Annotated in this window: 21 protein-coding genes and 4 tRNA genes; 10 read left to right on the top strand and 15 right to left on the bottom strand. The window is 46.3% G+C overall.

Annotated features, from left to right (window positions below):
- The first annotated feature begins 37 nt into the window (after positions 1-37).
- The 6 genes from QY318_01545 (at position 38) to QY318_01520 (ending at position 6185) form a co-directional block, all read left to right on the top strand.
- Positions 38-111, top strand: a tRNA-Arg gene (locus QY318_01545).
- A gap of 195 nt (positions 112-306) precedes the next feature.
- A tRNA-Arg gene (locus QY318_01540) sits at positions 307-383 on the top strand.
- A gap of 27 nt (positions 384-410) precedes the next feature.
- Positions 411-3038, top strand: coding sequence for an arginine--tRNA ligase (gene argS, locus QY318_01535; protein ID WKZ31435.1), 2628 nt, complete (start codon positions 411-413; stop codon positions 3036-3038).
- 226 nt (positions 3039-3264) lie between these two features.
- A complete protein-coding gene (gene proS, locus QY318_01530; protein WKZ31434.1) occupies positions 3265-5022 on the top strand; it encodes a proline--tRNA ligase in 1758 nt (585 codons plus the stop codon).
- A 117-nt stretch (positions 5023-5139) separates the two neighbouring features.
- Positions 5140-5946: a polyprenyl diphosphate synthase gene (uppS, locus tag QY318_01525; protein ID WKZ31433.1), complete on the top strand. Its 807-nt coding sequence runs from the start codon at positions 5140-5142 to the stop codon at positions 5944-5946.
- Between the two features lie 165 nt (positions 5947-6111).
- Positions 6112-6185: transfer RNA gene (locus tag QY318_01520), tRNA-Arg, on the top strand.
- Positions 6186-6263: 78 nt separating this feature from the next.
- Here QY318_01520 and QY318_01515 read toward each other — a convergent pair.
- On the bottom strand, positions 6264-7898 hold the full coding sequence (locus QY318_01515) for a PEGA domain-containing protein (protein WKZ31432.1): 1635 nt from the start codon (positions 7896-7898) through the stop codon (positions 6264-6266).
- A 415-nt stretch (positions 7899-8313) separates the two neighbouring features.
- Between QY318_01515 and trpS the strand changes: the two genes are divergently transcribed.
- A complete protein-coding gene (gene trpS, locus QY318_01510; GenBank protein ID WKZ31431.1) occupies positions 8314-9294 on the top strand; it encodes a tryptophan--tRNA ligase in 981 nt (326 codons plus the stop codon).
- Positions 9295-9331: 37 nt separating this feature from the next.
- Here the strand turns inward: trpS and QY318_01505 are convergent, their stop codons facing one another.
- The gene (locus tag QY318_01505) at positions 9332-10213 is read right to left on the bottom strand and encodes a hypothetical protein (protein ID WKZ31430.1); all 882 of its coding nucleotides are present in this window, start codon (positions 10211-10213) and stop codon (positions 9332-9334) included.
- Positions 10214-10353: 140 nt separating this feature from the next.
- On the opposite strand from QY318_01505, the gene QY318_01500 reads away from it, so the two are divergent.
- Both QY318_01500 and QY318_01495 read left to right on the top strand, forming a co-directional pair.
- Positions 10354-11364, top strand: a complete 1011-nt coding sequence (locus QY318_01500) for a rod shape-determining protein (GenBank protein ID WKZ31429.1) — start codon at positions 10354-10356, stop codon at positions 11362-11364.
- Positions 11365-11465: 101 nt separating this feature from the next.
- Entirely contained in the window at positions 11466-12626 is a 1161-nt protein-coding gene (locus QY318_01495; GenBank protein WKZ31428.1) for a DUF1704 domain-containing protein, read from the top strand.
- A 48-nt stretch (positions 12627-12674) separates the two neighbouring features.
- Here QY318_01495 and QY318_01490 read toward each other — a convergent pair whose 3' ends face one another.
- The 3 genes from QY318_01490 to QY318_01480 are packed head-to-tail and all read right to left on the bottom strand — an operon-like array spanning position 12675 to position 16778.
- The gene (locus QY318_01490; protein ID WKZ31427.1) at positions 12675-13589 is read right to left on the bottom strand and encodes a hypothetical protein; all 915 of its coding nucleotides are present in this window, start codon (positions 13587-13589) and stop codon (positions 12675-12677) included.
- Between the two features lie 52 nt (positions 13590-13641).
- Positions 13642-15324, bottom strand: a complete 1683-nt coding sequence (locus tag QY318_01485; GenBank protein WKZ31426.1) for a hypothetical protein — start codon at positions 15322-15324, stop codon at positions 13642-13644.
- A gap of 38 nt (positions 15325-15362) precedes the next feature.
- Positions 15363-16778, bottom strand: a complete 1416-nt coding sequence (locus QY318_01480) for a glycine--tRNA ligase (GenBank protein WKZ31425.1) — start codon at positions 16776-16778, stop codon at positions 15363-15365.
- 352 nt (positions 16779-17130) lie between these two features.
- Between QY318_01480 and QY318_01475 the strand changes: the two genes are divergently transcribed.
- Entirely contained in the window at positions 17131-17307 is a 177-nt protein-coding gene (locus QY318_01475; protein ID WKZ31424.1) for a hypothetical protein, read from the top strand.
- A 22-nt stretch (positions 17308-17329) separates the two neighbouring features.
- Here QY318_01475 and QY318_01470 read toward each other — a convergent pair whose 3' ends face one another.
- From QY318_01470 to rpmG, 10 genes are all read right to left on the bottom strand, one after another.
- Complete coding sequence (locus QY318_01470; protein ID WKZ31423.1) at positions 17330-18304, bottom strand: hypothetical protein; 975 nt, start codon at positions 18302-18304, stop codon at positions 17330-17332.
- 34 nt (positions 18305-18338) lie between these two features.
- On the bottom strand, positions 18339-19799 hold the full coding sequence (locus QY318_01465; GenBank protein ID WKZ31422.1) for a sugar-transfer associated ATP-grasp domain-containing protein: 1461 nt from the start codon (positions 19797-19799) through the stop codon (positions 18339-18341).
- Between the two features lie 50 nt (positions 19800-19849).
- Positions 19850-20509 carry a 7TM domain-containing protein gene (locus QY318_01460; protein ID WKZ31421.1) on the bottom strand — a complete coding sequence of 220 codons (660 nt, stop codon included), beginning with the start codon at positions 20507-20509 and terminating at the stop codon, positions 19850-19852.
- 141 nt (positions 20510-20650) lie between these two features.
- A complete protein-coding gene (gene rplL / locus QY318_01455; protein WKZ31420.1) occupies positions 20651-21052 on the bottom strand; it encodes a 50S ribosomal protein L7/L12 in 402 nt (133 codons plus the stop codon).
- 88 nt (positions 21053-21140) lie between these two features.
- On the bottom strand, positions 21141-21671 hold the full coding sequence (gene rplJ / locus QY318_01450) for a 50S ribosomal protein L10 (protein ID WKZ31419.1): 531 nt from the start codon (positions 21669-21671) through the stop codon (positions 21141-21143).
- Between the two features lie 187 nt (positions 21672-21858).
- Positions 21859-22554 (bottom strand): 50S ribosomal protein L1, encoded by a 696-nt coding sequence (gene rplA, locus QY318_01445; protein WKZ31418.1) that lies wholly within the window; start codon positions 22552-22554, stop codon positions 21859-21861.
- Between the two features lie 71 nt (positions 22555-22625).
- A complete protein-coding gene (gene rplK, locus QY318_01440) occupies positions 22626-23060 on the bottom strand; it encodes a 50S ribosomal protein L11 (GenBank protein ID WKZ31417.1) in 435 nt (144 codons plus the stop codon).
- A gap of 87 nt (positions 23061-23147) precedes the next feature.
- Positions 23148-23810, bottom strand: coding sequence for a transcription termination/antitermination protein NusG (gene nusG, locus QY318_01435; protein WKZ31416.1), 663 nt, complete (start codon positions 23808-23810; stop codon positions 23148-23150).
- Positions 23811-24106: 296 nt separating this feature from the next.
- Positions 24107-24180 (bottom strand) — tRNA-Trp (locus tag QY318_01430).
- A gap of 95 nt (positions 24181-24275) precedes the next feature.
- Positions 24276-24449, bottom strand: coding sequence for a 50S ribosomal protein L33 (rpmG, locus tag QY318_01425; GenBank protein ID WKZ31415.1), 174 nt, complete (start codon positions 24447-24449; stop codon positions 24276-24278).
- Positions 24450-24512 lie beyond the last annotated feature (63 nt).

Below are 24512 nucleotides of genomic sequence, written 5' to 3'. Positions count from 1 at the left end.
TTATTGATGTCGTCGGGTAAAATCACCTGACGATTATGTACCCGTAGCTCAACTGGATAGAGCATCAGCTTGCGGAGCTGAAGGTTGACGGTTCGATTCCGTCCGGGTACGATTTACTGTCCTATAGCCATATGGCCGCTGGTACTGCAGACTTAACGATCTAAATGAGTGTAAAAACCGTGTAACGCGCATGGGACGGAGTGAAACTAACGATCACATGATTGGTGCAGAGTCGGTATCAAGGTGGTAAAATAGGAAGTAATTCATTCGCAACTTCGAGGGTAAATGATTTTGGACTTTGGAGATGCATCCGTAGCTCAATTGGATAGAGCATCGGTCTTCGGAACCGAGTGTTGGGGGTTCGAGTCCCTCCGGATGCGCCAGGCAAGATAACCTAGAGAATAGATCGAATGAAGGTCTCAATTAGTAACAAAATCTTCGAGAAGTTCCCCGACGCAGTGGAGTATATTGTCATCGCTCGTGGCCTAAATATCGAGACCAGATTTGGCAAAGATATATTGGAAGAAAGCCGGAAGATAGAAGCTGGGCTGCGTGAGAAATATGCCGACCTTGATTGGCTAAGCCTCCCACAGTACAAGCTATGGCAGGATCGCTACCAGATGGTGCTAGACAATATCTCTCAAACGACCAAGGTAACTGAGAGCTTCGACGCCTCACATATTGCCCTTACCAAGAGGGTTATGAGCGATAAGGACCTCCCAAATATTAATGCTTTGGTCAACTTCTACAACAGCTATTCGGTCAAGTATGGCCTCCCATTTGGAGGAGAGGATCTAGCTAAGGTTGTCGGTGATTTGCAACTCGATTTCGCAACAGGCGATGAGCCTTATTTGGGCATAGGTGAGGCGGAAGTTGGCACTCCATATGTTGGTGAGCCAGTCTGGAAAGATGACCACTCTGTAACCTGTAGGATGTGGGGGTGGCGACAGTCGGAAAGAACAGCAGTGACAAGGGAAACCAAGGATGCCTACTTTGTCATCGATTTCTCGGAATCGCTTTCTAAAGGTATTGAGGTGGGTATCGAGCAGGTAGTCGAGGAATTTGCTAAAAACCTCCAAAAGTACTTTGGAGCAGTAACTGATGTATATCGACTAGATAATAACTCTCAGCATATAGTAATTGAATATGACCAGTCAGCTGCAATTAATGCTTATGACAAGGCAAATCCTAGAGAAGATCTACAGAAGATGGTCGCAAAAGATGTGGCAAAAGAGAAAGGCAGTAAGGGTATAAAGAAGAGAAGGGCAGAGAATATGGGTCTGGTGAAGGAGGATTCGATCTTATCCCTTATTGATTCTGAATTGACTAAGATAGTTAGTGAAGCAGGGCTGGCAGCCGAGAGTCTATATTTCCAATACTGTGCGAACTCTGAGATGGGAGATTTCTCAAGCACTGCGGCTATGAGGCTAGCGGGCGAATTGAAGAAAAGCCCTAAAGAGATTGCCGAAGAGCTGGCACGCATAATTAACGATGCCAACCTCGATTGGATATCAGAACTTACAGTTGCTCCTAACAATTTCATTAATCTGAAAGTAAATAACGCATGGCTTATAGAGAATGCAGCCAAAGCTGGGCTCAATTTTGCAAAATTCTCAACAGCAACAGCAGGCCAGGAGCGTGTGATACTTGTTGAATCTCCATCACCCAACCCAAACAAGCCACTTCATATAGGACACCTTCTCAACCTGTTCTTAGGCACTTCACTATTGAGGATGTTTGATAAGGTTGGGTTTGTGGGAGAGCAAGACAGCATCATCAATGACCGCGGCATGCCGATCGTTAAGACGATCTGGGCACTCGATAATCTAGCCCAAGGAGGCACGCCCGATAGTGAAGGGCTGAAGCCTGACCAGTTTGTCGGTAAATACTATGTGTTAGGATCTCAGAAATATAAAGATGACAACGATGTAAAAGAGCAGATCAAGGGCATGCTGGCCAAGTGGGAGCAGGGAGATCCAGAAATAAGAGCGACCTGGAGAAAGATGATCGACTGGGTACTTGAAGGTCAGTTAGCTACAGCAGGCAGAGTGTGGGAAGATTTCGGACATAGGTGGTATGAAAGCGAGATCTATACAAGCGGTCGAGATACTATTATGAACTACCTCGACGGCACCAAGATTGAGAAACTAGAGGACGGTGCTATTGTCGGTCGTATAGAGGATGAGTATGGTGTTCCAGATGTTGTGCTGCTTAAGTCGGATGGAACATCTCTATATCACACCCAAGATATTCACCTGACTACGCTGAAGATCGAGAAATTCAAACCGTGGAGAGCGATGTGGGTTGTGGGCAATGAGCAGATCATGCATTTCCAGAGGCTGTTCTCTCTGCTCGACATGCTTGAGCTTATCCCGATCGATAATCTTTACCATTATGCCTACGGTTATGTGTATGGCAAGGATGGAAAGAAGATGTCTTCGCGAGATGGCCAGGCTCTATCGGGCGATGGTTTGCTGGATAAGATGCACGAGGCCGCAGTGAAGGCAGTGCAGGAGCGCAATGTGCAGATGGAGTCCAGCATGAGTGAGGAGGAGATCGCTGAAGTAGTTGCTGTGAATGCATTGAAGTTTGCATTCTTGGTGACCGACCCGTTCAAGGATATGCGATTTGATATTGAGAAGGCTGTCTCATTCACCGGTAAGAGCGGCCCATATATAATGTATGCATATGCAAGAGGCAAGAGCATTCTGAGAGGTCAGAACTATGAGCCGGGCACTATACCTGTCGATATGGGCAATATTAGTGACTCGATGACAGAGCTAGACCACCAATTGCTAATGAAGGCGTTAGAGTATCAGGAGAGGTTTGTATCGGCAGCAAATAATTATGCACCAAGCATCGTCGCAGAGTATATCTATGATCTGGCCAAGCTATTCAACAACTTTTATGAAAGAGAGTCCATACAGAACGCAAATGAGAGCGAAAAGGCTGTAAGGCTTCTCGCAGTAGATCTGGTAACTCAGGTGCTCGCAGACGGTATGAAGCTGCTCGGCATGAAGCCACTAGAGCAGATGTAGCTCGGTATCAGGGGTAGAATTTATGAATAAAGGTGATAGAATTGTTTTGAGATGGATATTTCATCGTGGAAGACAGAAAAATCGTTCACAGATAACTTAGGTTTGTTTTTACAATCCTCCGACTCTTATTGCTTCAAGAATCCCACATGGCAGTTGATGCCACCCCGTTAGGGGTAAAATTTTATAGAATAGCTGAACTAGTAAATATAATTTGAGCTTATAAGATATGAAATATTCAAATACGCTTTTCAAAACCAGTAAAGGATCAAAAGAGTACGACTCTAAGAATGCAACATACCTAGTAAGAGGGGGCTTCGTAAGCCAGGTAATGTCAGGCGTGTATGCATACCTGCCACTAGGGTTAAGGGTGATTAGAAATATCGAGACAATTGTACGAGACGAGATGGATAAGATAGGTGAGGAGATGCAGATGCCCGCACTCGCTCCGAAAGAGACCTGGCAGACTACCAACCGACTCAATACAGTAGACGTACTGATGAAGACATCTCCTGCAAATGAGGTGTCTAAGGCCAAGAATAGCTCCGAATATATCCTAAACCCGACCCACGAGGATGTGACAACCTCGATCGTAAAACAGTACGGGAATAGCTATAAGAACTTACCCATAGCGTTGTACCAGATCCAGACCAAATTTAGAAATGAGCCGAGGGCCAAATCGGGACTGCTCCGCATGAGAGAGTTCAGGATGAAAGATCTGTATAGTTTCCATGCATCGAAGGAGGACTTTGAGCAGTATTACGAAGAATCGAAGAAATATTATATGAATGTGATGAAGAGGGTTGGTATCGGTAATTATACATATTTAGCGCTCGCATCAGGCGGTGACTTCACTGAGAACTTCTCGCATGAGTTCCAGGTGAGGCTCGAGACAGGTGAGGATTGGCTTTTCCACGTTGAGAGCACTGGGGTTACATATAATAGAGAGGTTGCGCCTAGCAAAGCGCCTGAATTTGAGGGCAACGCAGAGGAGTCAGAACGAAAGCTTGAGGATGTGTATGGTGAGGAGATCACAGGGATGGAGGAGCTTGTGAAATTCTTAGATGTGCCAGCACAGAAGTGCGTAAAGACATTGATATATAAGGCTGACGATCGAGTAATCGTCGCAGCTGTTCGTGGCGACTACGACGTGAACGAGATAAAGCTGAAGAAGGTCGTCGGTGCAAAGCAGTTGGAGCTGGCTGATGAAGCCACAGTCAAAGAGGTCACAGGAGCAGAAATCGGGTACGCAGGGATTATAAATCTGCCCGATAGTGTGGAGCTGTATCTTGATGACTCGATCGAGCCGATGAGAAACTTCGAGTGCGGTACAAATAAGACTAACTATCACACTATAAATGTGAACTGGGGGCGCGATATCGATAAGCCTGAGCAGTTCTACGACATCAAGCTTGCCAAAGAGGGTGATATCCACCCTGAGAGCGGTGAGGTGTATGAGCTGTTCAAGTCATCCGAGGCAGGTAATATCTTCCCGCTCGAGACTAAATTTACCTCGGCATTCAAATATGAAGTGGTAGATGAGGCAGGAAAGAGCAAGCCTATATATATGGGGAGCTATGGCATCGGTATTAGCAGAATGATGGGCATAATTGCGGAGCTATTTAATGACGAGAATGGGGTAATTTGGCCTATAAGCGTTGCGCCATATCATATGCAGCTGATCACGCTAGATAAGGATGAGCAGATTTTGAAGAAAGCAGAGGCAGCATACGACGAGCTGATAGGTGCAGGACTTCAGGTGTTGTGGGATGACCGAGAGGATGCATCGCCTGGAGTGAAATTCGCCGACGCAGACCTGATAGGCAATCCAATTCGTGTAGTGATCAGTAAGAGGAGCCTAGAGAATGGCGGGGCAGAGGTAAAGCAGCGCAGAGAAGATAGTAGTGAGGTGGTTGCACTTGATAAGCTTTTGGGTCGATTGCAGGAGATAAAAAAGAACCTAGAGTCTGAGCTGACCGCAGAGTAGCTAATTAATCTCTTAGATACAACTGGAATCTCTCTTAACCGTATGGTATTGTCGGGGTTCCATTTGTGTTCTATTTGCGTATAATTACGAGCACATACCTTATAAAATTTGGCAACTATGAGCAAGACAAGTAGCAAGAAACAAACCAAAAAGAAGCTGTTTACTGGCGAAAATGGGAAGAAAATACAGTTTGGCGCTCGGAAGATTGAAGGAGGTCCAAGGCACGTTGCAATTATTTGCGATGGAAACAGGCGATGGGCCGAGGAACGCGGCCTGACAGCCTTTGAGGGCCATAAGGCAGGGGCAGAGAACGTCCTGATGCTAGCCGAGCGAGGTATTGAGCTTGGTATAGAGGATGTCACCCTGTGGGGGTGGTCAACCGAGAACTGGCAGCGCGGCAAGGATGAGGTGAAGTTCATTATGCAGCTGTTCATCCAGGTCTCGAGACGATTTAAGCGCAAATTCTTAGATAACAATGTGAAGTTTAGGCATATTGGTAGGAAAGATCGACTGCCTAAGAAGTTGCTTGATATATTTCATGACCTAGAGGAAAGAACAAAGAACAATACTGCGACTACTTTTTCAATCGCGCTCGACTACGGGTCACAAGATGAGATCGTCCGGGCTGTGAAACAGATAGTGGAAAAGGGTATCCCAGCCGATGAAATCGACACCGACCTTATTTCCTCACATCTGGACACAGCCGGACTCATTTACCCGGATATGATTATACGAACTGGTGGGGAGCAAAGGCTGAGTGGATTCCTCCTATGGCAGAGTGCGTATGCAGAACTGTTCTTCGTCGATGAAAAATTCCCCGAGCTTACTCCTGATCGATTTGAGGAGCTTGTCTTGGAGTATGCGACTCGGAAGAGGAGCTTCGGAGGCAACCTGAAAGAGGTTAGCTACCTAGGCAAGAGCTAGAAGCCTCTCATAGAGCGGAATTCTCAGTATTCGGGTAATTATTGTGAACCTGGCCTCCATCGCAAAATTTCAATGTTTCACTTGATTTCGACACTGTTTCACTCGCAGTTATGAGAGGTTTTCAAGCGACACTATTTAAGATACAATTGTCTCCGTAAGCAATTTGCACCCGTAGCTCAATTGGATAGAGCAACTCACTCCTAACGAGTAGGTTACTGGTTCGATTCCGGTCGGGTGCGATTTAGTAGGGTTGGAATGCGTGAGCTAATGATTTCCCCAATGAGGAGTGAGCAGATGGTAAATACCCAATCGTGGCCTTATCTTAGCTCGTAACGTACTAGGCTGTAGCTGCCTGATTCGCCCTCGCTGTCAGATTCAGGAGCGAATGTATATAAGTATTCGCCTGATCTGTTTATCATGTAGAAATCTAGAGCTGCCTTATCATCAAGAATCTTTAGATAATTATCACCCTCATCATCGATCACATAGAGGCTACTGTCGACCAATGTTGAAAGATAATCTGTCGAAGGGACCCATCTGAATTGCTCATTCTTTGATCCCTCAGAATGGTGAGTTAGCACCAGTGTGCCGATCTCTACCGTATGGTCCGCTTCCTCCTTATCATATGTATAGACTGCTGTAACGGTAGTCCCATAAAGTCCTAGCTCGGTGTTGCCACTGTCTGAGCCGACAACTGTAGCAGCTTCCGGTAGCATGAGCGTGTACCTGTTATCCTCAGGGTCATAGAAATAGGTCGAAAGAGTGGTGAATATAACAAAGCCAGGGAAATCCTCCATCTCTAAGATCCCAGTAATATCTCCTGCCAATTTATCTCCAACTTCACTAACCTCAAATGGTGTCTGTAGCTCACTCTTGGTGACAGGATCCTGGAACTGCTCTACCAATATCTCCGACTCAGGCAGAGTGAAAATATCATCGATAAAGACAGTGCTGTCATTTCCTTCCATGCTTGATCTTGCGATCTGAAATTTCGATTGCTGAACCTGCTCGTCCTCAGCTGCCTCGCTAACCTCATCAATTAGGTATAGATGGCCGTCGGTGTTGGTGCTCCATGCGGCTGGTAGATTGTCTCTGCGGATGATGTACTTGGTCTCGTCTCTGGTGTTAAGGGTGACCAGCTCGGTGTCAGATTGAAGCATAAGGAACTGACTGTCCATTGCCCATTCGATCTCGTAGCCCTCCGTAAAGGCCTCGAGATTTAATGGGGTCGGGGTATCATTCTTGCTGCCAGTGTTGAGCAGTGAGTAGGCTTTGGTTTGCTCTTCTGGGCCGGCGACAGGTGTGGTTAGCGTCAGGAGCGCCTTCTGGCCGTTTGGTGATACGAGCAATTCAAATTCCTCTACTGCTGCTATCTCCTCTTCGTAGATGAGCACTGGGTTCTGGGCTAGCTCCCAAAAATTAGGATTTATGTTGTACCGCCATATTTTATAGAGTGCCTGATCTTGAGCCAATGGAGCTGTTGGTGTGGGTGAGGTGGTCAGCTCTTTCTTGGTGGTGATGAAGACATAGTTGTACAGCTGGTCATGGCTCACATTTACTATCTCATCGTCGACCTTAAATACCTCTTCTGCTTTGAGCTCAGACCTCAAAAGAATGGCACTGATAGGTGTAGACTTTTCAACTTTTACATCAACCTCTTTGTACCAATCATGGAACCCATCATTGGTAATCCTCACTGTGTGGACACCTGCTTTAAGGGAGGAGACCGTCTTCGGGGTCCTACCGATTGGTTTGCCATCGAGATAGATCTCACTTCTATATGGGCTTGCACTTATACTTATGACACCAGTCTTGTCTAGTGTCCCTTCCTCTCTATTAAATCTATAGCCGTTAGCGTAGAGGAAGACAATAAGAGTACCCGATATAATTATTAGCGCTCCGAATATGCTTGTAATGACCGGAAGGATTTTCGTTCTGAATTGCTTTTTCATCAATCTGAAGATATCAGAGTGCAATTAACAAATCAATAAGGCTGTAGTATAATGTAATCATACCCTTGTAAATGATTTTGCGAAGGTATGAAATGCCGTGATCTGGAGAATGGGCCAGGGAGCAGCAATCAGAAAGGTCTGTCACACGAAGGCATGATTGAGTATGTGCGACGTAGCGAATCACGTAATAGATTCGGACTGATGAGATAAGTGGTGGAAGTTAGTTTCTACACCGGAAGTCAGTCGACAAGGTGGGTGCAGCGATGTACTCGCAAAGAAGGGGTGGCAACACGTGAGTAACGTCCCCGGGCAAGAGTGAATTTTGGTTCATTCTTGTTCGGGGATTTTTGTTTTATGGCTTAGGCTGTAAACGAGGTCCCCAAGTAAGATAGATTAAATTTAATGAAGAAAAGTGATGGAAAAAAAGAAAAGGCTACTGACAGGGGATAGGGCATCTGGAAATTCATATGTAATCGGTGCTTATATTGGCACGCTCAAAAACAGAATCGCAAGGCAAGATGAGTACGATACCTTTATCTTCTCTGCAGACTATCATACCTTGACTACTCATTATAATCAGGCCGATATAATTCATCAAAACGCGATCGATTTGATAAAGACGCAGATCAGCCTCGGAATGGACCCGGAGAAAGTTACGTTCTACAGGCAGTCTAGGTTGGCTCAGACATTTAGATTGCATCTAATTCTCTCTATGCTGACTCCAATGGTTGAGCTCGAGAGGCAGCCTGCACTGAAGGAGAAGCTGCAGGGTGGGCATGACCTAACATATGGTCTTTTGGGATATCCAGTTCTGATGGCATCCGATATATTGATTGTAGATTCCGACGTAGTCCCAGTTGGTAAGGATCAGGAGGCGCATATTGAGATCACACGCGACTTGGCGAACAAATTTAATAAGACTTATGGAAAGGCTTTGAAAGTTCCTGCAGGTTTGATAGGGGAGATACTGGTAGGACTGGATGGACAAGGGAAGGCAGGGAAATCGACGGGTGGAATCTTCTTTAGTGACTCGCCAGAAGATGTGCGTAAGAAAGTAATGGGCATGTATACAGATCCTAACCGAATCCGTGCTACCGACCCTGGTCGCGTAGAGGGTAATCCTGTGTTCATCTATCATGACTACTTTAATGAAGATAAAGATGAAATTAACGATCTGAAAGAAAGATATGTTAAGGGAACTGTAGGCGATGTAGAGGTGAAGGAGAAACTATACGCAGCAATTGAGAAGATGCTTCAGCCTGTACGAGAGAAGAGGGCTGAGGTAGATAAGCTTGGAGACAAGTATATAGTTGAGCTATTAGAGGAGGGTGAGAAAAGTGCAAATAAGGTTGCAGATGATGTTATAGGACGAGTGATGGATGCAATGAAGATCTAATGAAGTGTCTGACGTGGGTCAGGTAGATGATTGGGAGCTAGCCAATAGGTGGCAGATTCCAAAGAGTGCGGATGATGCTTTTCTCTTTGAGCAGCCTTTCGTTGCCAGCATTAACCATCTGGGTAATTAGGCCAGATAGCTCTTCTTGGCTTTTCACCCCTTCAGTGACTCCGCTCTTGAAGATGATCTCCTCAGCTTGCTTATTAAACGGAGAATCATTAAACAGATCCAGTGCACCATCGGTCAGTAGCAGGATAATATCGCCTGGCTTTAGCTCTACTTTGCCTGTTTGCCAGAAAGCCGACGCGCCTTGCTCGCCGTTAAATGAGCCCCATCCAGTTTTATTGCCCTCGGCGTCTTTCGCATCGGGGTTGTTGCGCAGCTTGGTGCACCAAAATTTCTCGAAGTCTAGAGTAGGATCTTTCTCCTTCTCGTGCTGGGCATATTGAAATGCCTTCATCAATGTGTAGCTCATATTAACCTGGTCGGATAGCTCCTCGCCACGAAGCACATTCAGATAGACATCCTCCATCACGCCGTAGTAGAGGACCCCCTCAACTACTTTTACAACAGCACCTACGCATTCTGGCTTCCAATACTGTTCCAGCTTCTCATAATCGAAGCCTAGAGTCTGGTTGTTTTCATATATTCTCTTATTAATTTCATGAAGCATGTCATCCATTTCACCACTTGCGAAATCAAACTGCTCCTGTAGCTCCTGAGCGCTTTTCACGAATAGCTCAGCAGTTGCAGCCGCATAGAAATCTTTAGGGTAGTTGTGCTTCTCTTTGACGATGTTTCTGGTAGCGCCGTCGGCTAGTGCGAGCAAGTTATTCTCAAGGTCGATCATAGACCTGTCTTCAGCAGGCTGCCAAGGTGCCTTTCGGCTATTTTCATGAAAATAGAAGAGTGCTTTCATGAATTCATAATAGCGAATAGCGAGGGAAATTACTATAAGCAGCTTTCATGAAGTCGCCCGGCCGCTTAATATTGCCGATTCATTAATTAATTGAGCCCATAAGCTTTGAAATTTACCAGCCCACAAGTATAATCAGACCAATGATAGGAGGAAAGAAGCTAGGCATCGACCTAGGAACAGCCAATTCAATAGTATTTCTCGAGGGCAAGGGTGTGGTGCTAACAGAGCCCACAGTTGTCGCCCTTGATGTAAACAATATGTCGGTCCTAGCCGTAGGGATGGAGGCAAAGGAGATGATCGGCAAGACTCCCGATGACATCGTAGCTCGCAGGCCAATGCGAAGCGGTGTTATTGCAGACTCACGCGTGACCGAAGCTCTGCTTAAGTATTTCTTCAACAAAGCACTTGGAGGTCCTTCTCGATTTTTCAAACCGGATGTGATGATTAGCGTGCCTGCCGGAATCACCTCTGTAGAGAAGCGTGCTGTGCTCAAGGCGGCTACGGCTGCTGGAGCCCGTAAGATCTATCTGGTGCCCGAGCCGTTGCTCGCAGCGATTGGCGCCGGCTTGCCAATTGAGACCTCGACCGGAAGCATGATCGTAAATATGGGTGGTGGTACCTCTGAAATTGCCGTGATCTCGCTCCGTGGAATTGTAGAGTACTCATCCTTGCGTGTCGCAGGAGATGCGCTTAATGATGCTATTGTGTCATACCTGCGTAAGCGACATGGGTTGCTGGTTGGTGAGCAAACAGCCGAGATGATCAAGATTAAGATTGGCTCAGCGATGAAGGTGGAGAATCCACAATCGATGGAGATTCGTGGTCGTGATGCAGCAGGCGGAATGCCTCGCTCGATGGAGATAAATTCGAATGAGGTCGCAGAGGCTTTGCGAGTGCCGCTGGCGCAAATTATTCAGGCTATCAAGTCTGTGTTAGAAAAGACACCGCCTGAACTATCGGCCGATATTATTGATCGTGGCATGGCGATGAGTGGGGGTACAGCAATGCTTCGGAATCTGGACAAGCTATTCACGAAGGCGACCGGCGTGCCTGCATACGTTGCTGATGAGCCGATGTACTGTGTGGCAAAGGGTACTGGTGCAGCCTTGGAGCTGCTCGCAGCAGGCGTGACTAGCATCGCGAAAGAATAAGCGCGAAGCGCGAACCAAGTCGCACTTGCAAAGTGCGACTTCCCTTGGTTAAGGCTAATATTTCTGTTAGAATCGGCGGTAAGATTGAATATGGTAACCATATGACGATATTCGCCAAAAAAGGAAAGAGCGAAATTAAGCTCAAGGAACTAACAGAGCTGCTGCAAGAATTCCGCGCCCCTACATCCCTAGTGTTCACCCCAACCAACCTAAAAGAAGAGCGCAAGAGATTCTTTGAGTCCAGCAGCTACAACCCGCTTTTCACTTATACAGTTGTAAAAAATAAAAATGCCGACATCTTAGCAAAGCTGAGTAGTGTAAAAGTTGTCACCGATGTAGATCCTCGAATTTCAGAATTCTACCTAGAACTGATCGATTCGAAGCACCAGCTCAATGAGCTTCTACATTCAGTCGGCCAGAATTTTAGATTCACAAGACTCTCGCAGGAGAGATTTGGAATGCCTGGCGATATCCTTTTTAGGAATGCCACAAGAGTGCTACGGGGCAAGGTGAAAAATTACAAACTGATGGATGAGGGGAGTAAGAAAGTTGAGAGAAAGCTGAGGTACGAAGAGATTGCAGAAACTATGGCAATCGTCCTTGAGGAGCTTGGACTGAGTGATTGGAAAGCAGGCAAGTCAAAGAACATCGACAAGAACGGGGTGAAGGTTGGTATCAAGAAGAAGGAGATATTGATGGATCCAGAGATTGAGAAGAGTGCCGTAGATCTACGGAAGACAATTGTGCATGAATTCACGCATATAGCCAGGGCCTATAATGGAGAGCAGACTAAAGTGCCTGCCTTGGCAAATTCAAACCTCCCTTCATATCTTGAGGCAGAGGAGGGATTAGCTACATATAATGAGGAGATGGTTGGCGTATTGAAGAAGAAAGATCTGGTAGGCCGAGCAGTCAAGGTGTGGGCTATCCGGGTTGGTGAGCAGATGTCGTTCCGTGAGCTTTATAATGCTACACAGGCTTTTGCTCCTAGGATCGAGGCATTCCACATCGTATATCGAGTCAAGCGTGGGCTAGGGGATACAAATATGCCGGGTATATACTCGCGGGACTATAACTACTTTAAAGGCTTTAGAAGGGTCAGGAATAAAGTAGAGAAGGATCCTACAATCTATGAGAAGCTATATGCTGGCAAGATCGGATTTAGCCAGATAAAGTGGGTGGATGAAGGGCTCATCCCTAAGCCAAAGCTTGTTTACAGCAAGAAGATGTTTGATGATGCTTTCAAGGTAGCAGGGCTATAATCGCATCCTGTAGTCACCTAGACACCTCGCAGGCTTATCTGAATTTCATTAAAAAGATTTAACGATCGCCTCGGCGATATTTGTTGGCTCGCCATCTTCGCACTTCTTCTCATAGGCATCGAAGCCAGGGTTCATGCTGAACTCCAAAATGTGAGGCTCACCATCCTTATACATGAAGTCCAATGCCATAAAGTCGACTCCCCAGCCATCCGCGGCGGCTTTACAGATATCTCGAATCTTCTTGTCTGGCTCGTTGGCATAGAAATATCTGGCACCCTCTTTGCGGTTCACGGTCATAAAGCTGTCGCCCGCGACACGCTTCCAGCCTCCTATCACTTCGCCCTTGGATACAAAATATCGGAAATCTTCTCCTGAGTCGGCGAATTCCTGTATGAAGAAGAGCGCTGGGCTCTTGGTGGCCAGCCTGTCCTGCTTCCAACCGTTCTCATTATCAAGCTTGTATACATTCTTTTTAACTTTCTTCTCACCGTCGATCATCACCAGATCATTGCGACCATCGACATGTTTTGCAATCAGAGGGTAGGGGAAGGGTAGGTTGGACTGCTGATACTTACCCGAGCGGTCGTAATATGTTGCGAGGAACGGTAGGCCATAGTCTGCGCAGATCTTTGCCATGTGCAGCTTTGAGTAGAATGTCATTCGTTTAATGAATCGAGAGTTCTGAACTCTTATGGGCTCTGAGTTACCGCTATCCTGGTTATGCTCATCGACAACGTCGACGATCAGTCTCTTTATCTCGTAATCTCGTTGGCTATGGAGGTGGTGACCACCAAAGATAATATGTGTGTACTCTCTAACATCTTTTCCATTAACTTTAATCTGGAGCTCGCTTTTATTTAATGAAATTGATATCTGATCGTTGTATGCGAAATCATAAGGAAGACCGGCCTTCTCAAGCTCCTCCATTATGCGTATAGCACGCTTCGGGTATTCACCGGACATTTTGACTCTTTGGGGCTTTTCTATGTATAGGTATCGCATCTGCATTACATCCTTAGATTTTAATGAAATTCAACACCTTACTCTTATATCCCTCGCCACTCAGCTTCTCACTTACCTCATCATTGGCGATTAGATAGTCTACCTTATCAAACCCAAGTCCCACTTCCTCAACTTCGTCAGCATCTTTATAGTGCAGCACTAGCACCGAGGGTAGGGCATTCAATTTGAGTGCCTCTACTGCCTCCCAGGTCTCTACATCCTCATGCATAATCTCGCTGTCGATATAGATGCTACCACCCGACACTGTACCTACAATTGCATCATCGACAATCACACCCTCGTTCTCCAACTTCTCAAACAGCTCTGGTAATCCCAACCCTATAGCCACGATACGGGTTACTGGCTTCATCTTCTCCAGCAGTCGCTTAATGATTACCTGACCTGTCTCGGGATACTGCTTGCCGATCACCGGGAAGGTGTTGAGGTATGCTTCGGGCATTGTGTTCATCTCGATAAAGCTACCGTTGTCTGCGGTCAAAGGCTTCGAGATATCTTTGCAGATCACGTCGATGCCAACCACATGTGCGTGGATCGAGCTGGCCATTGATTCTGCAAGATACTTAATCTGTGGGTGTACTTTATCTGTGAAATCTTCTGTGATCCCACCCTGGCTCATGCTTGCAACCTTGCGCACGAAGATCTTCTCACCCTCACCTGGGATATGGTCGAGCGATAGATTCTGCTCAGCAAGATACTCGTCCAGTTTCTCATCGAAAGCTATCGGCTTCAAGATATGGGCGGGGTTGCGCATGTCTCGGCGTGGATCTCTGTTTGTCTCTTCGATCAACTGCTCCAGAGTGGATTTCCCATCGCCAGTCACAAAGGCTGGGATGCGCTTGGTAGCAATCTCCAAGATTCCACCAACGACCAGTAGTCGATAATCTTCACCTGCGACCTGCTGCTGGATCATAATCTTCTGCTGCCACGCCGATCGGTTTTTCTCATGGACGATGTCGTAGGCATAATTGTATGCCTTTTTAGCTTGCTCGAGAGTATTAATATTGGTGGTGACCCCATTGCCACCTACCAATCCTGTCGGTTTTATAACCACGGGCTTCTCATACTCCTCAAAAAGTCGCTCAACCTCTTCTTCGGATCGAAGTAAGTCCCATTTGGCTACAGGGAGCTTCAATCGATCGGCATATGTGTTGGTTACCCACTTGTCTCGCTGGATATTCAAAGCCATGATCGGGTCACCAGTAGAGCCAGTTGATTTTGTAAGCATTGCGGCCGAGCCGGCTCCGATCGTATAGACACGATTCCATGCACCACCAGGCTTCTCATAAGAAGGGTCATCGAATACAGGGCCGTTAAAGAGAGACTGGGTGACTTCTTCACCTAACTCGATCGCGCCTTCCAGCATAAACAGTGTCGACATCGAGTAGATCTGATTCTTGATAGTATATCCTATAACGTATTCTTCAACCTCTTCTTGTGAGAGTTCGCCTAAAGATAGTTTGTTCAGATGCTCTGCTGAACTCTTCCACAAGTGCGTTAGCTTCGAATTCAATATCACCGTCGAGCCGTCCACCACATACTCCTTTAACAAGACATGGTGGAAAGATTTAACTAGGTCGAGTAGGGGAGTTACTTTACCAGCATCACCATCTAGGCTGATCTTAATAAGCGTGTGCGGTGCTTCAAAGTTCACACCCTGTAATACTTTGATTTCCATATTGGCAGCTGGCAATAAATTTAACAATTACCCTGGTTTTAAGCCTTCTCCGGATACAACCTTGAGTTAATAATCTGTGGCATATCGTCGATCTTGATCCTTTCCTGCTCTAGCGTATCTCTGTTGCGCAATGTCACCATGTTGTCCTCGAGTGATTCGAAGTCGACAGTGATGCAGAAAGGTGTACCGATCTCATCCTGTCTTCTATATCGCTTACCGATTGATCCTGTTTCATCATATTCGACCATGTGCTGTGAAAGCAAGTATTGATAGATATCTTTAGCCAATTTTGTGAGCTCGGGCTTCTTGATAAGTGGGAATACTGCCACCTTTATTGGTGCCAATGATGGCTTCACCTTCAACACAACTCTTTCGCTACCATCTTCAAGCGTCTCTTCTGTATAGCCGCTATCGAGTACGGCAAGGAACATTCGGTCGAGTCCACCCGAAGTCTCTACTATGTGTGGGATATACTTTTCGTTCTTATCCTGGTCGAAATACTCGAGATTCTCGCCTGAGAATTTCTGATGCTGTGAGAGATCCCAATCACCTCGCTGATGGATACCCTCAACCTCGGCAAATTTCCCAAGTACATTGAAGTCGTACTCTACATCACATGCTGCTTTCGCGTAGTGGGCAAGCTTTTCGTGATCTTTAAATCTAAGCATCTCTGCAGGCACGCCCAACTCCTCTTTCCACCACCTCATTCGCTCCTTTTTCCAATAGTCATATTTCGGCTGCTCGTCAGTTGGGTGAACGAAATATTGCATCTCGCACTGTTCAAATTCGCGCATACGGAAAGTGTACTGTCGTGCGACCACCTCGTTTCGGAAAGCTTTACCAACCTGAGCTATACCAAACGGAACCTTCACCCGCATATTCTGCAGGTAATTCTTATAGTTGAGATAGATACCTTGGCAGGTCTCACCTCGTAGGTAGACAACATTCTCTTCTGAAAGCTCTGAAGTAGGGGAGCCTAAGTTTGATTTAACCAGCAGGTCAAATCGCTTAATATCTGTGAGATCTTTGCCTCCGCATACTGGACACTTCAATTTCCCTTCTGCTTTGACCTGCTCTACGATCTTGTTTGCTTCTGAAATCTCCATGCGGTCGACATCGGTATATCCAAGTGGCTCCAAGAGGTGGTCGGCTTTAAATCGGTTCTTACAGCTTTTGCAATCGATCTCAGGATCGGCGAATGAATCAACATGTCCGCTGGCCTTCCAGGTGGTTGGGTGCATAAATACTGCTGAATCGAGAAGCTTCACATCATCTCGGCGGATCATCTCTTTGACCCACGCCTGCTTGATATTCTCGCGCATAAGCGCACCGTAATGTGCGTAGTCGTATACAGCGGCAAATCCACCATAGATCTCTGATGATTGAAATACGAAGCCGCGCCTTTTTGCAAATGCCGCAAGCGTCTCTATTGTCATGCTTTTCTCTTTTTCCATATTCTTAAATGATTATATATAAATAAAAACCGTCCCGCTAACTTATACTCCGTCGCCGAGGCTATGGACTATAAGTTAGCGGGACGGTATATTTCAAAAATGTACTACCGCGGTTCCACCCGCATTATTACCGCGCCATATAAGCTGCGATAATCTCTCGATATTCTTTTATCACGCTGCTTTCTCAAGCGAAAAGAGTGCCAATTTGTAAGCTCGCCAACCTCTCAAATCCGGCAATTCATGCCTTGGGTCGACTCTCTGTGTTTGCTTCAAAGATCTCTTTCTGCTGGTATTATAGCTCTAAGCAGGCAGGCAATGCAAATTTCGCTTTTGCTTGTGGTATACTGGCGATATGGCAAAAGAGATGAAGATTACAACTGCAAAGAAGAGTGGTAGCACTGTAAACCAGAAGCTCCAGCTCGCTAAATCACGAAGGCTTATGAGGGCAAATACATACCTTGTGTTCATGCTAATTGCAGTTATTGCAGTCCTCAGCTCAGTAGTAGTGTGGCAGCTCTGGGTACGCTAAGGATCCCTTCTGTGAGCTCAAACTATATATTGGCCACTATGTAGGAGAGAATCTTCGTAGCAACTGGCACAACCTCGCCCTTATCCACCTTATAATGCACCCTTAGCCCTGGATTTGTGTTTATCTCGTTAATAACTGCAGCAGCACCAGGAGTGGTCACATCCTCGGCAATCAGATCTACGCCGCCTAGTTTTAAGCCGAGCTCCTTAGTAGCGCGTATGGCTAGATCCAGATAGCTAGGGTGAATTCTCGACATGCACTCCTCAGTCGTGCCTCCAGTTGAGAGATTCGAGTTGAATCTCAGCTCGACCTCTTCGCCCGCTTGAGGCACATAGCCCTCGGTAAATCCGTTGGACCTCAGCTTCAGCATGCTCTGGGCATCAAGCTTGATCGGTTTCATCAGCTCTGCCTTGCGTGCTGCATTTTTTGCTTCGACCAGCTGTGCAACTGTCGAGACTCCATCACCTGTGACATGGGCTGGCCTTCTATGTACGGCACCAATTACCTCATCACCAAGTACTAACAGTCTATAATTAGAGCCGATAGCGAATCGTTCGGCCAAAGCCTCGACCTTTGTGCTTGCCATATTCTTGTCGCGGGCGAGGACATATGCCTGACGCACCTCATCTTCGCTTTGTGGCAGGATAGTGATGCCGGTGCCTCCGATATTGCGGACAGGCTTTATGACGATATTCTTATACTGGTTGAAGAATCCTAATGCATCTTGCTCACTGAATAACTCAGCCTGCTCAGCCACTGGGATACCAGCGTGCTGGAAAACTTTGTATGTATAGCTCTTGATGCGGGATAGTGTAGAGCTGGGCTCGCCGTTAATAGGAACCGAGGCGTTCATCATAAACCAGATCTTCCCATCTTTCTCCATGCGGGCTGTGAGCGAGCGGATGATGACATCATATTTGATGCCAAGCTGGTCGGCTGCTTCTAGATAGTAAGCGAGGTGGACATTGCCGCCTTGCTCTAGATATTTGGGATCCATATTGTACTGGCTCATATTCAAATGAAGAGTTAGGTTAGCGTGTGAAGGTCTTGCTGGCGTCTATCAGGTAGCTCTTCAGCTCTGCGCGACCGATCAGCACTGGATAGAGCATATCACTTTGAGTGCTTACAACAAAGTCCATCGCGCGTCTTTCACCTGCGACCTTGATTTCAAGGCTAATAACAGGCTTTACATTGATTTTGCCATCTTCTGATATCTTAGCGAGACGTAAAATCTGTGGGTGTGAGGTAATCTCTTCCTCATGGGCATCTATGTACTGTTGGGCTTCTGTGAAACTACCGAACTCACGGGGTGGTTTATGCTCGGAAAAGCTTTTCAGAGCGTCTGTGAAACCAAGCCGAGAGGCGAGCCCCTCGTCGATTCGAGATGTAGTAATTCCTGTGTCCAACATTGCACTCACCAGCTCCTTCTTGTCTGCATGCTCGGAGTGGTATACATTTACCTTCTCTACAAGATTGACTACCCGCTTACCGCTGATCACCTCGATCTCTTCCTCGACCTCACCACCGAATAGGCTCTTAGCCACGCGGATTCCATGCTTATTGCTCTTGATTTGCAGCCCAGCGACTCGCTCTAATCGAGCCCGTAGACCTGTCTTGTTTGCTGTCTGGATGCCTAGCCCGGGACGTGCGTTCAGCTCAAGCACCATTGGGCCATGCTCTTGGTCGATTACGATGTCGACGCCTAGATAGCCTAGGCCGCTAACCTCTTGGCATTTTACTGCTATCTGTAGGATCTCTTCCCAAAATGGGATCTTGATACCTCTCAGGGGTAGGGGAGGATTCTGGTCTAGGGTAAATTCGAGGTCTTCATATGTGTCCTCAATCAGCGGCTGCTTGCGAAGGTGCATTGCATTTGTAGTGACGCCTGATGCTATGTCGATACCAGCACAGATCGCACCAGCGTGTAGGTTGGCTTTACCGTCGGAGCGACGGGTGGGCAGGCGTACCATGGCCATGATAGGCACTCTGTTGAAGACGATGAGGCGAATGTCGGGAACACCCTTGTATGAGTAGCGCTTCAATTCACTATGGGTTCGAATTCTATCCTCTATTATCACAATATCTTTGCGGTTACCCATAGATAGACGGCCGTCCAGAATCTTCTCCATGTGCAGGGAGATCTCGTGTGGATCCATGGTCTGGCCGCTCGGTCGGATCCATTCGAGGCTATTCTTCTTCTGGCCGTAGAAGACTATGATGCCGCTTCCTTGAGAGCCGCGGTTTGGCTTGATGACGTAGCTCTTGGGCAATGAGTTCCAGTCGAAGAATTTGAGCTGCTGCTTGCTGCGGATTACTTTGTACAGTTCAGGTGTCTTGATGCCAACCTGATTGAGAATCTTCTTGGTCGTGAGCTTGTTGTCGGCCTTACCACGAGCTGATGGGGGATTGAAGGCACGGATATAGTTCTGGTTGCGCCTGTTGATCCCCAACACCTCTTTTTCTTTCTGCCCAAAAATGGCTGTGGCTATCATGCTTGTAGATGGAAATGATTAAGTGAAAAGGTTAAATATGCTTTAGACGCTTACTCGTCTTTAATAACCCGTTGAAATCTGAAGAGCTCTTTAAATCTTACCCCTGTATATTTACCAAGTGCAATATTTACCCCTAAGAGGATCGGCTGCAGCCATAGGTTATCTAGGATAAATACCTGTAGAAATGGGAGTCTTAGGAGTGCCCAGCCAGCAATACCGATGACTACAGTCTCGGCCACAGCTCTAAGTGAGCTACCCAGGTCCTTCTTAACATACTGTTTAATGAAGAAGTCAGAAAGAGTTACGATCAAGATCACACCAAGTGGTGGAATTGTAGCAACGTTATGGTTCTCAGTAGTGATGGGGAATGGCGAAATTTCATTAAAAGCAATCACGAAGATAATGAAAAAGGTTACCAATATATAGTTGACAGAGATTCTGGAGATATAGTGCATTCTCACCTTCTTGAAGATAGAGTAGGTGATGAGAGTTCCAGCGATTACCGCAGCGGTGATAAGTAAACCGAAACGTATCCCGGTGAAGATATAGGCATATGCTAGAACCATTGGGGCATAGATTCCCAAAGTCTTAAATCCAACCACATACCTGGTGAAGTTAATAAGAGTGACGATCACAGGAATATAGAGCAGCATAAGTAGCATCTGCTCTGTCATTCCAATGTCTGTAACCCACTGTGTGAAATCCATCATTTACGGCTATGTGTAAGGAAATTAATAAATAGCTAAATGCATTGTAGGATAGAAGGGTAGAGGTTGCAACTAAGGAATCACCCCGCTAACCTATAAGTCGCATCGACTTATAGGTTAGCGGGGTGATCTAGTATTGTGCTATTAAGCAAGCTCAACTGTTGCACCTGCTGCTTCCAGAGATGCTTTGAGAGCTTCAGCCTCTTCCTTTGGTGCACCCTCTTTGATGGTACCACCAGCCTCAACAAGCTGCTTTGCCTCCATAAGACCCTGGCCGGTTGCATCTTTCACAACCTTGATAACCTCAATCTTATTGGCACCTGCATCCTTGAGGACAACATTGAAGATAGACTTCTCCTCGGCTGCCTCACCAGCTGCTGCTGGAGCTGCTGCAACTGCTACTGGAGCTGCTGCGCTTACACCGAATTTGTCCTCCATAACCTTCACGAGGTCAGCAAGCTCAAGAACGGTCATTTTCTCAACCATTTCGAGCACTTTCTGGCCATTCTCTGAAAGCTCTGGAAGATTCTTTACTTCGTCTGCCATATTAATGTGTAAATAAATTAAATTATTAGCTTTTGTCCGCTAACTCATAGCGAGTATCTCACTATGAGTTAGCGGACAGTGTTAAATGCTACGCTTTCTGCTCGCCCTTCTCACCGAGCTGGCTCAATACCTGAGCAAACCCTCGAACATTACCAGTCACTGCATTCATCACGCCAGATACAGGTGCAATCATAGAACCAAGCATCTTTGCGAGTAGTTCTTCTCTCGAAGGGATCTCTGCAAGACCCATGACCTTTGATTTCTCAACAAATTTGCCCTCAACCACACCAAATCGTGCCTCAAACTTCTCAGTGTCCTTCTGGACATCCTTGATAAGCTTGGCAACAACGGTAGGGTCGGCATCGTAGGTGATGACAGCTGTCTGGAAGTCGAAATCCTTTGTCTCAACAGGTGATTTGGTCTCATCAAGTGCGATCTTGAAGATATTGTTCTTAACAACAGTTACGGTTGAGCCGATCTCTCTGAGCTTCTTCTTGAGCTCAGTTACAGCTGTTGTATCTACACCCTCGGTGTCGACGGCGATATATCCCTTATTCTCTGTAAGGAGTGATTTGTACTGCTCTAAAAGAGCCGTTTTCTGGTCTTTACTCTTTGCCATTATTATTTATTTTGTAAATTTGAATCTTTGTGCAGCTCCCGAGTAGGGTACTGCGTTAGCCTGGTATGGTTTTATATTCGGGCTGGAGTCTAGCTGCCAGCTGCGAAATACCTTACGTCTTTGGCTGAAGGGAGTATAGCACTGATCTGCCTAATCGTAAAGTGTTAATTCAGCGGAATCGGGCTAACTAATCCTCAAACTCAAATCGAACCTTCACACTTGCTCCCATGGTAGGGGCGAGGTGAGCTTTCGATACGAGCTGGGCTGGTCGGCGACCAACCACATCGGAGGCTGCTGCGACTGCTGCCATTATATTCTCCACAATCTGCTCGTCCTCCATCGAGATCTTGCCGACTGGGAAATGCATGTTGCCGCTGTCGTCGCATTTGAATGTTAGCTTACCCTTCTTATACTCTGATACTGCTGTTGCGACATCGTCGGTTACTGTGCCTGTCTTAGGGTTTGGCATCAATCCTCGAGGTCCAAGCTCCTTACCGAGCATAGCGATCTGAGGCATTACATCTGGAGTTGCGATTGCAACATCAAAATCAACTTTTCCACCCTTTACATCCTTGATCAGCTGCTCCATGTTGTACATGTCCGCACCTGCCTCTTTTGCGGCTGCTTCGTTATCTGGTGTGCAGAAAACTGCGACCTTAACATCCTTGGTGCCTGTAGAGTGGGGGAGTGAGACTGAGCCCTTAAGCGACTTCATGTCTGTATCCTTAGGGAGCTTAAGGGTGATGTGCAGCTCTACTGTGCCGTCAAACTTTGAGTATGAAAGCTTCTTTACTGCTGCCACTGCATCCTTAAGTGCAAACTCCTGGTCTGGAGCTGGGGCTGCCTTCTTCATTTTCTGGTACTGTTTGCTTCTTGTTGCCATTTTTGTAAATCTGTCTAAAATTTATGCCGCTAATTATGTTAACAATACTCCGTAGCTTTAGCGAAGGAGTATTAATTCGAGTATGGTGCTACTTCTACGCCCATCTGCTTAGCTGTTCCCGCAATAATATTGTAGGCGCTCTCTTCGCTAATGCTGTTCAGGTCGGGCTTCTTTATCTCGATGATCTTGAGAACCTGTTCTTTGCTCAATTTACCAACCTTCTTCAAGTTTGGTGTGGCTGAGCCACTCTTAAGCTTCAATTCTCGTCTGATCAGCTCAGATACAGGAGGTGTCTTATACTCGAGTGTGAATGTCCTGTCATCGTAGATTGTGATGATTACTGGTGTGAGGACTCCCTGACCCTCGCGAGTTGCTTCATTAAATTTGGTGATGAACTCCTGGGTGTTGATACCTGTAGGAGCAAGCGCAGGTCCGAGCGGAGGAGCCATAGTGGCCTGTCCGGCTGGGATCGTGAACTTCATTTTGTTTACTATTTCTTTTGCCATTTCTGTTTTATGTATAAAATATTTAACTACTACAATCGCTTACCGCTAACTTATAGTGCGAAGCGCACTATAAGTTAGCGGTAGAGCTTAAAGTTTGCTTACCTGCGAGAATTCTAATTCAATTGGCACCTCGCGGCCGAAGAATGTGATCATTATCTTCACCTTACCCTTCGACTCGTCGATCTCCTTCACGCTACCGATAAAGTCTGTGAATTCTCCATCCACAATCTTAACGGCCTCACCGACGCTGAACGATGCCTGGTAAGCAGGCTGCTCAACCTCCATGAATTTCATGATTGCTTCGACTTCTTTCTCTGGGAGTGGGCGAGGGTGCTTGTCAGTCTTTACGAAGCCGCGTACACCTTCAGTATTTGAAAGGATGCTCCATGTATTCTGGTTCAACTCCATCTTGATAAGCACATAGCCTGGGAAGATCTTCTCTTCTTTAACTGTCTGCTTGCCCTTCTTTACGACGATCTTCTTCTGTACTGGTACTAGGATCTGCTCAACCATGTCGTCAAGGCCAGAAGCCTCGACACGCTGCTTTAGAGCCTCTGACACGCTATTCTCATAGCCTGTCCTTGTGCTCAATACATACCATTTGCACTTTGGATTTGTTTTCTTGGCTGCTGGCTCTGCCTCAGCTGCAGGTGCTTCAACTGCCTGATCGACTGCTGCAGAATTATCTACAATCTGCAGATCACCTGCATTTTCCATTTCTACTTCGTTTTTCACTTTCTTATTTGCCATCTCTCTCAATTATAACTTTAGTAAGGTCTCTCTGATGTTAAAAAATACCACGTCCAGACCCAAGATTATGAGTGCAACTATACCACAGAGTATCATTGTGTACACGAGTAGGAAGAATGTCTCTCGCCTCGTAGGCCAGGTTACCTTTCTCAACTCTGCAACTACATTTTTAATTCTCTGTAACATAATTAGACTCTTAATTAACTGTAACTGACTTATTGTTAACTCCGGCTTAGCAATCTAACTCCAAAAACCTCTAGTACGCCCAGCTCTCATCGATTGAGCCTACTAAAATACAGGCCCACTCCGACTCGAACGGAGAACTACGGTTTTGGAGACCGCTGTTTTAACCGATTGAAACTATGGGCCCCCCGACCACTTGACCCAATCTCTACCAAATACGGTGTAACCATTACCGTCAAGTGGTCGGGGGGGCTTAGGTTCTTAAATTAAAGAGCAAACTGACTAACTAAGCTTTGTCTCTGTCTGCCACTCGTGTTTCTGGCTTTCAGGACAATACTTTTTAATCTTCAACTTTTCGTTGTTTTCCTGGTTGTTCGGCTTGTAGATAGTGTAATGTCTCTTCCCGCAACCCTCACATTTCAAGCCGAGAACGGTCTTTTTTGTTTTCTTAGCCATTGGGAATATCGTGAAAAATGATTCGTGAGTGATTATAGGTGATATTTCGGCGCTGGTCAAACA

This window comes from Candidatus Dojkabacteria bacterium (genome assembly GCA_030583845.1).
GTDB lineage: Bacteria > Patescibacteriota > Dojkabacteria > SC72 > JAHDCA01.
This window is presented reverse-complemented; position numbering and strand designations above follow the sequence as displayed.

Bases quoted from the DNA above. Each gene is read 5' to 3' on its own strand.
- rplL (WKZ31420.1), bottom strand. From the start codon at position 21,052: ATGGCAGACGAAGTAAAGAATCTTCCAGAGCTTTCAGAGAATGGCCAG.
- QY318_01495 (WKZ31428.1), top strand. From the start codon at position 11,466: ATGACGATATTCGCCAAAAAAGGAAAGAGCGAAATTAAGCTCAAGGAA.
- QY318_01515 (WKZ31432.1), bottom strand. From the start codon at position 7,898: ATGAAAAAGCAATTCAGAACGAAAATCCTTCCGGTCATTACAAGCATA.
- QY318_01475 (WKZ31424.1), top strand. From the start codon at position 17,131: ATGGCAAAAGAGATGAAGATTACAACTGCAAAGAAGAGTGGTAGCACT.
- argS (WKZ31435.1), top strand. From the start codon at position 411: ATGAAGGTCTCAATTAGTAACAAAATCTTCGAGAAGTTCCCCGACGCA.
- QY318_01465 (WKZ31422.1), bottom strand. From the start codon at position 19,799: ATGATAGCCACAGCCATTTTTGGGCAGAAAGAAAAAGAGGTGTTGGGG.
- QY318_01505 (WKZ31430.1), bottom strand. From the start codon at position 10,213: ATGAAAGCACTCTTCTATTTTCATGAAAATAGCCGAAAGGCACCTTGG.
- nusG (WKZ31416.1), bottom strand. From the start codon at position 23,810: ATGGCAAATAAGAAAGTGAAAAACGAAGTAGAAATGGAAAATGCAGGT.
- rpmG (WKZ31415.1), bottom strand. From the start codon at position 24,449: ATGGCTAAGAAAACAAAAAAGACCGTTCTCGGCTTGAAATGTGAGGGT.
- QY318_01500 (WKZ31429.1), top strand. From the start codon at position 10,354: ATGATAGGAGGAAAGAAGCTAGGCATCGACCTAGGAACAGCCAATTCA.
- QY318_01480 (WKZ31425.1), bottom strand. From the start codon at position 16,778: ATGGAAAAAGAGAAAAGCATGACAATAGAGACGCTTGCGGCATTTGCA.
- QY318_01460 (WKZ31421.1), bottom strand. From the start codon at position 20,509: ATGATGGATTTCACACAGTGGGTTACAGACATTGGAATGACAGAGCAG.
- rplK (WKZ31417.1), bottom strand. From the start codon at position 23,060: ATGGCAAAAGAAATAGTAAACAAAATGAAGTTCACGATCCCAGCCGGA.
- trpS (WKZ31431.1), top strand. From the start codon at position 8,314: ATGGAAAAAAAGAAAAGGCTACTGACAGGGGATAGGGCATCTGGAAAT.
- QY318_01470 (WKZ31423.1), bottom strand. From the start codon at position 18,304: ATGGATCCCAAATATCTAGAGCAAGGCGGCAATGTCCACCTCGCTTAC.
- rplA (WKZ31418.1), bottom strand. From the start codon at position 22,554: ATGGCAACAAGAAGCAAACAGTACCAGAAAATGAAGAAGGCAGCCCCA.
- proS (WKZ31434.1), top strand. From the start codon at position 3,265: ATGAAATATTCAAATACGCTTTTCAAAACCAGTAAAGGATCAAAAGAG.
- rplJ (WKZ31419.1), bottom strand. From the start codon at position 21,671: ATGGCAAAGAGTAAAGACCAGAAAACGGCTCTTTTAGAGCAGTACAAA.
- QY318_01490 (WKZ31427.1), bottom strand. From the start codon at position 13,589: ATGTCCGGTGAATACCCGAAGCGTGCTATACGCATAATGGAGGAGCTT.
- QY318_01485 (WKZ31426.1), bottom strand. From the start codon at position 15,324: ATGGAAATCAAAGTATTACAGGGTGTGAACTTTGAAGCACCGCACACG.
- uppS (WKZ31433.1), top strand. From the start codon at position 5,140: ATGAGCAAGACAAGTAGCAAGAAACAAACCAAAAAGAAGCTGTTTACT.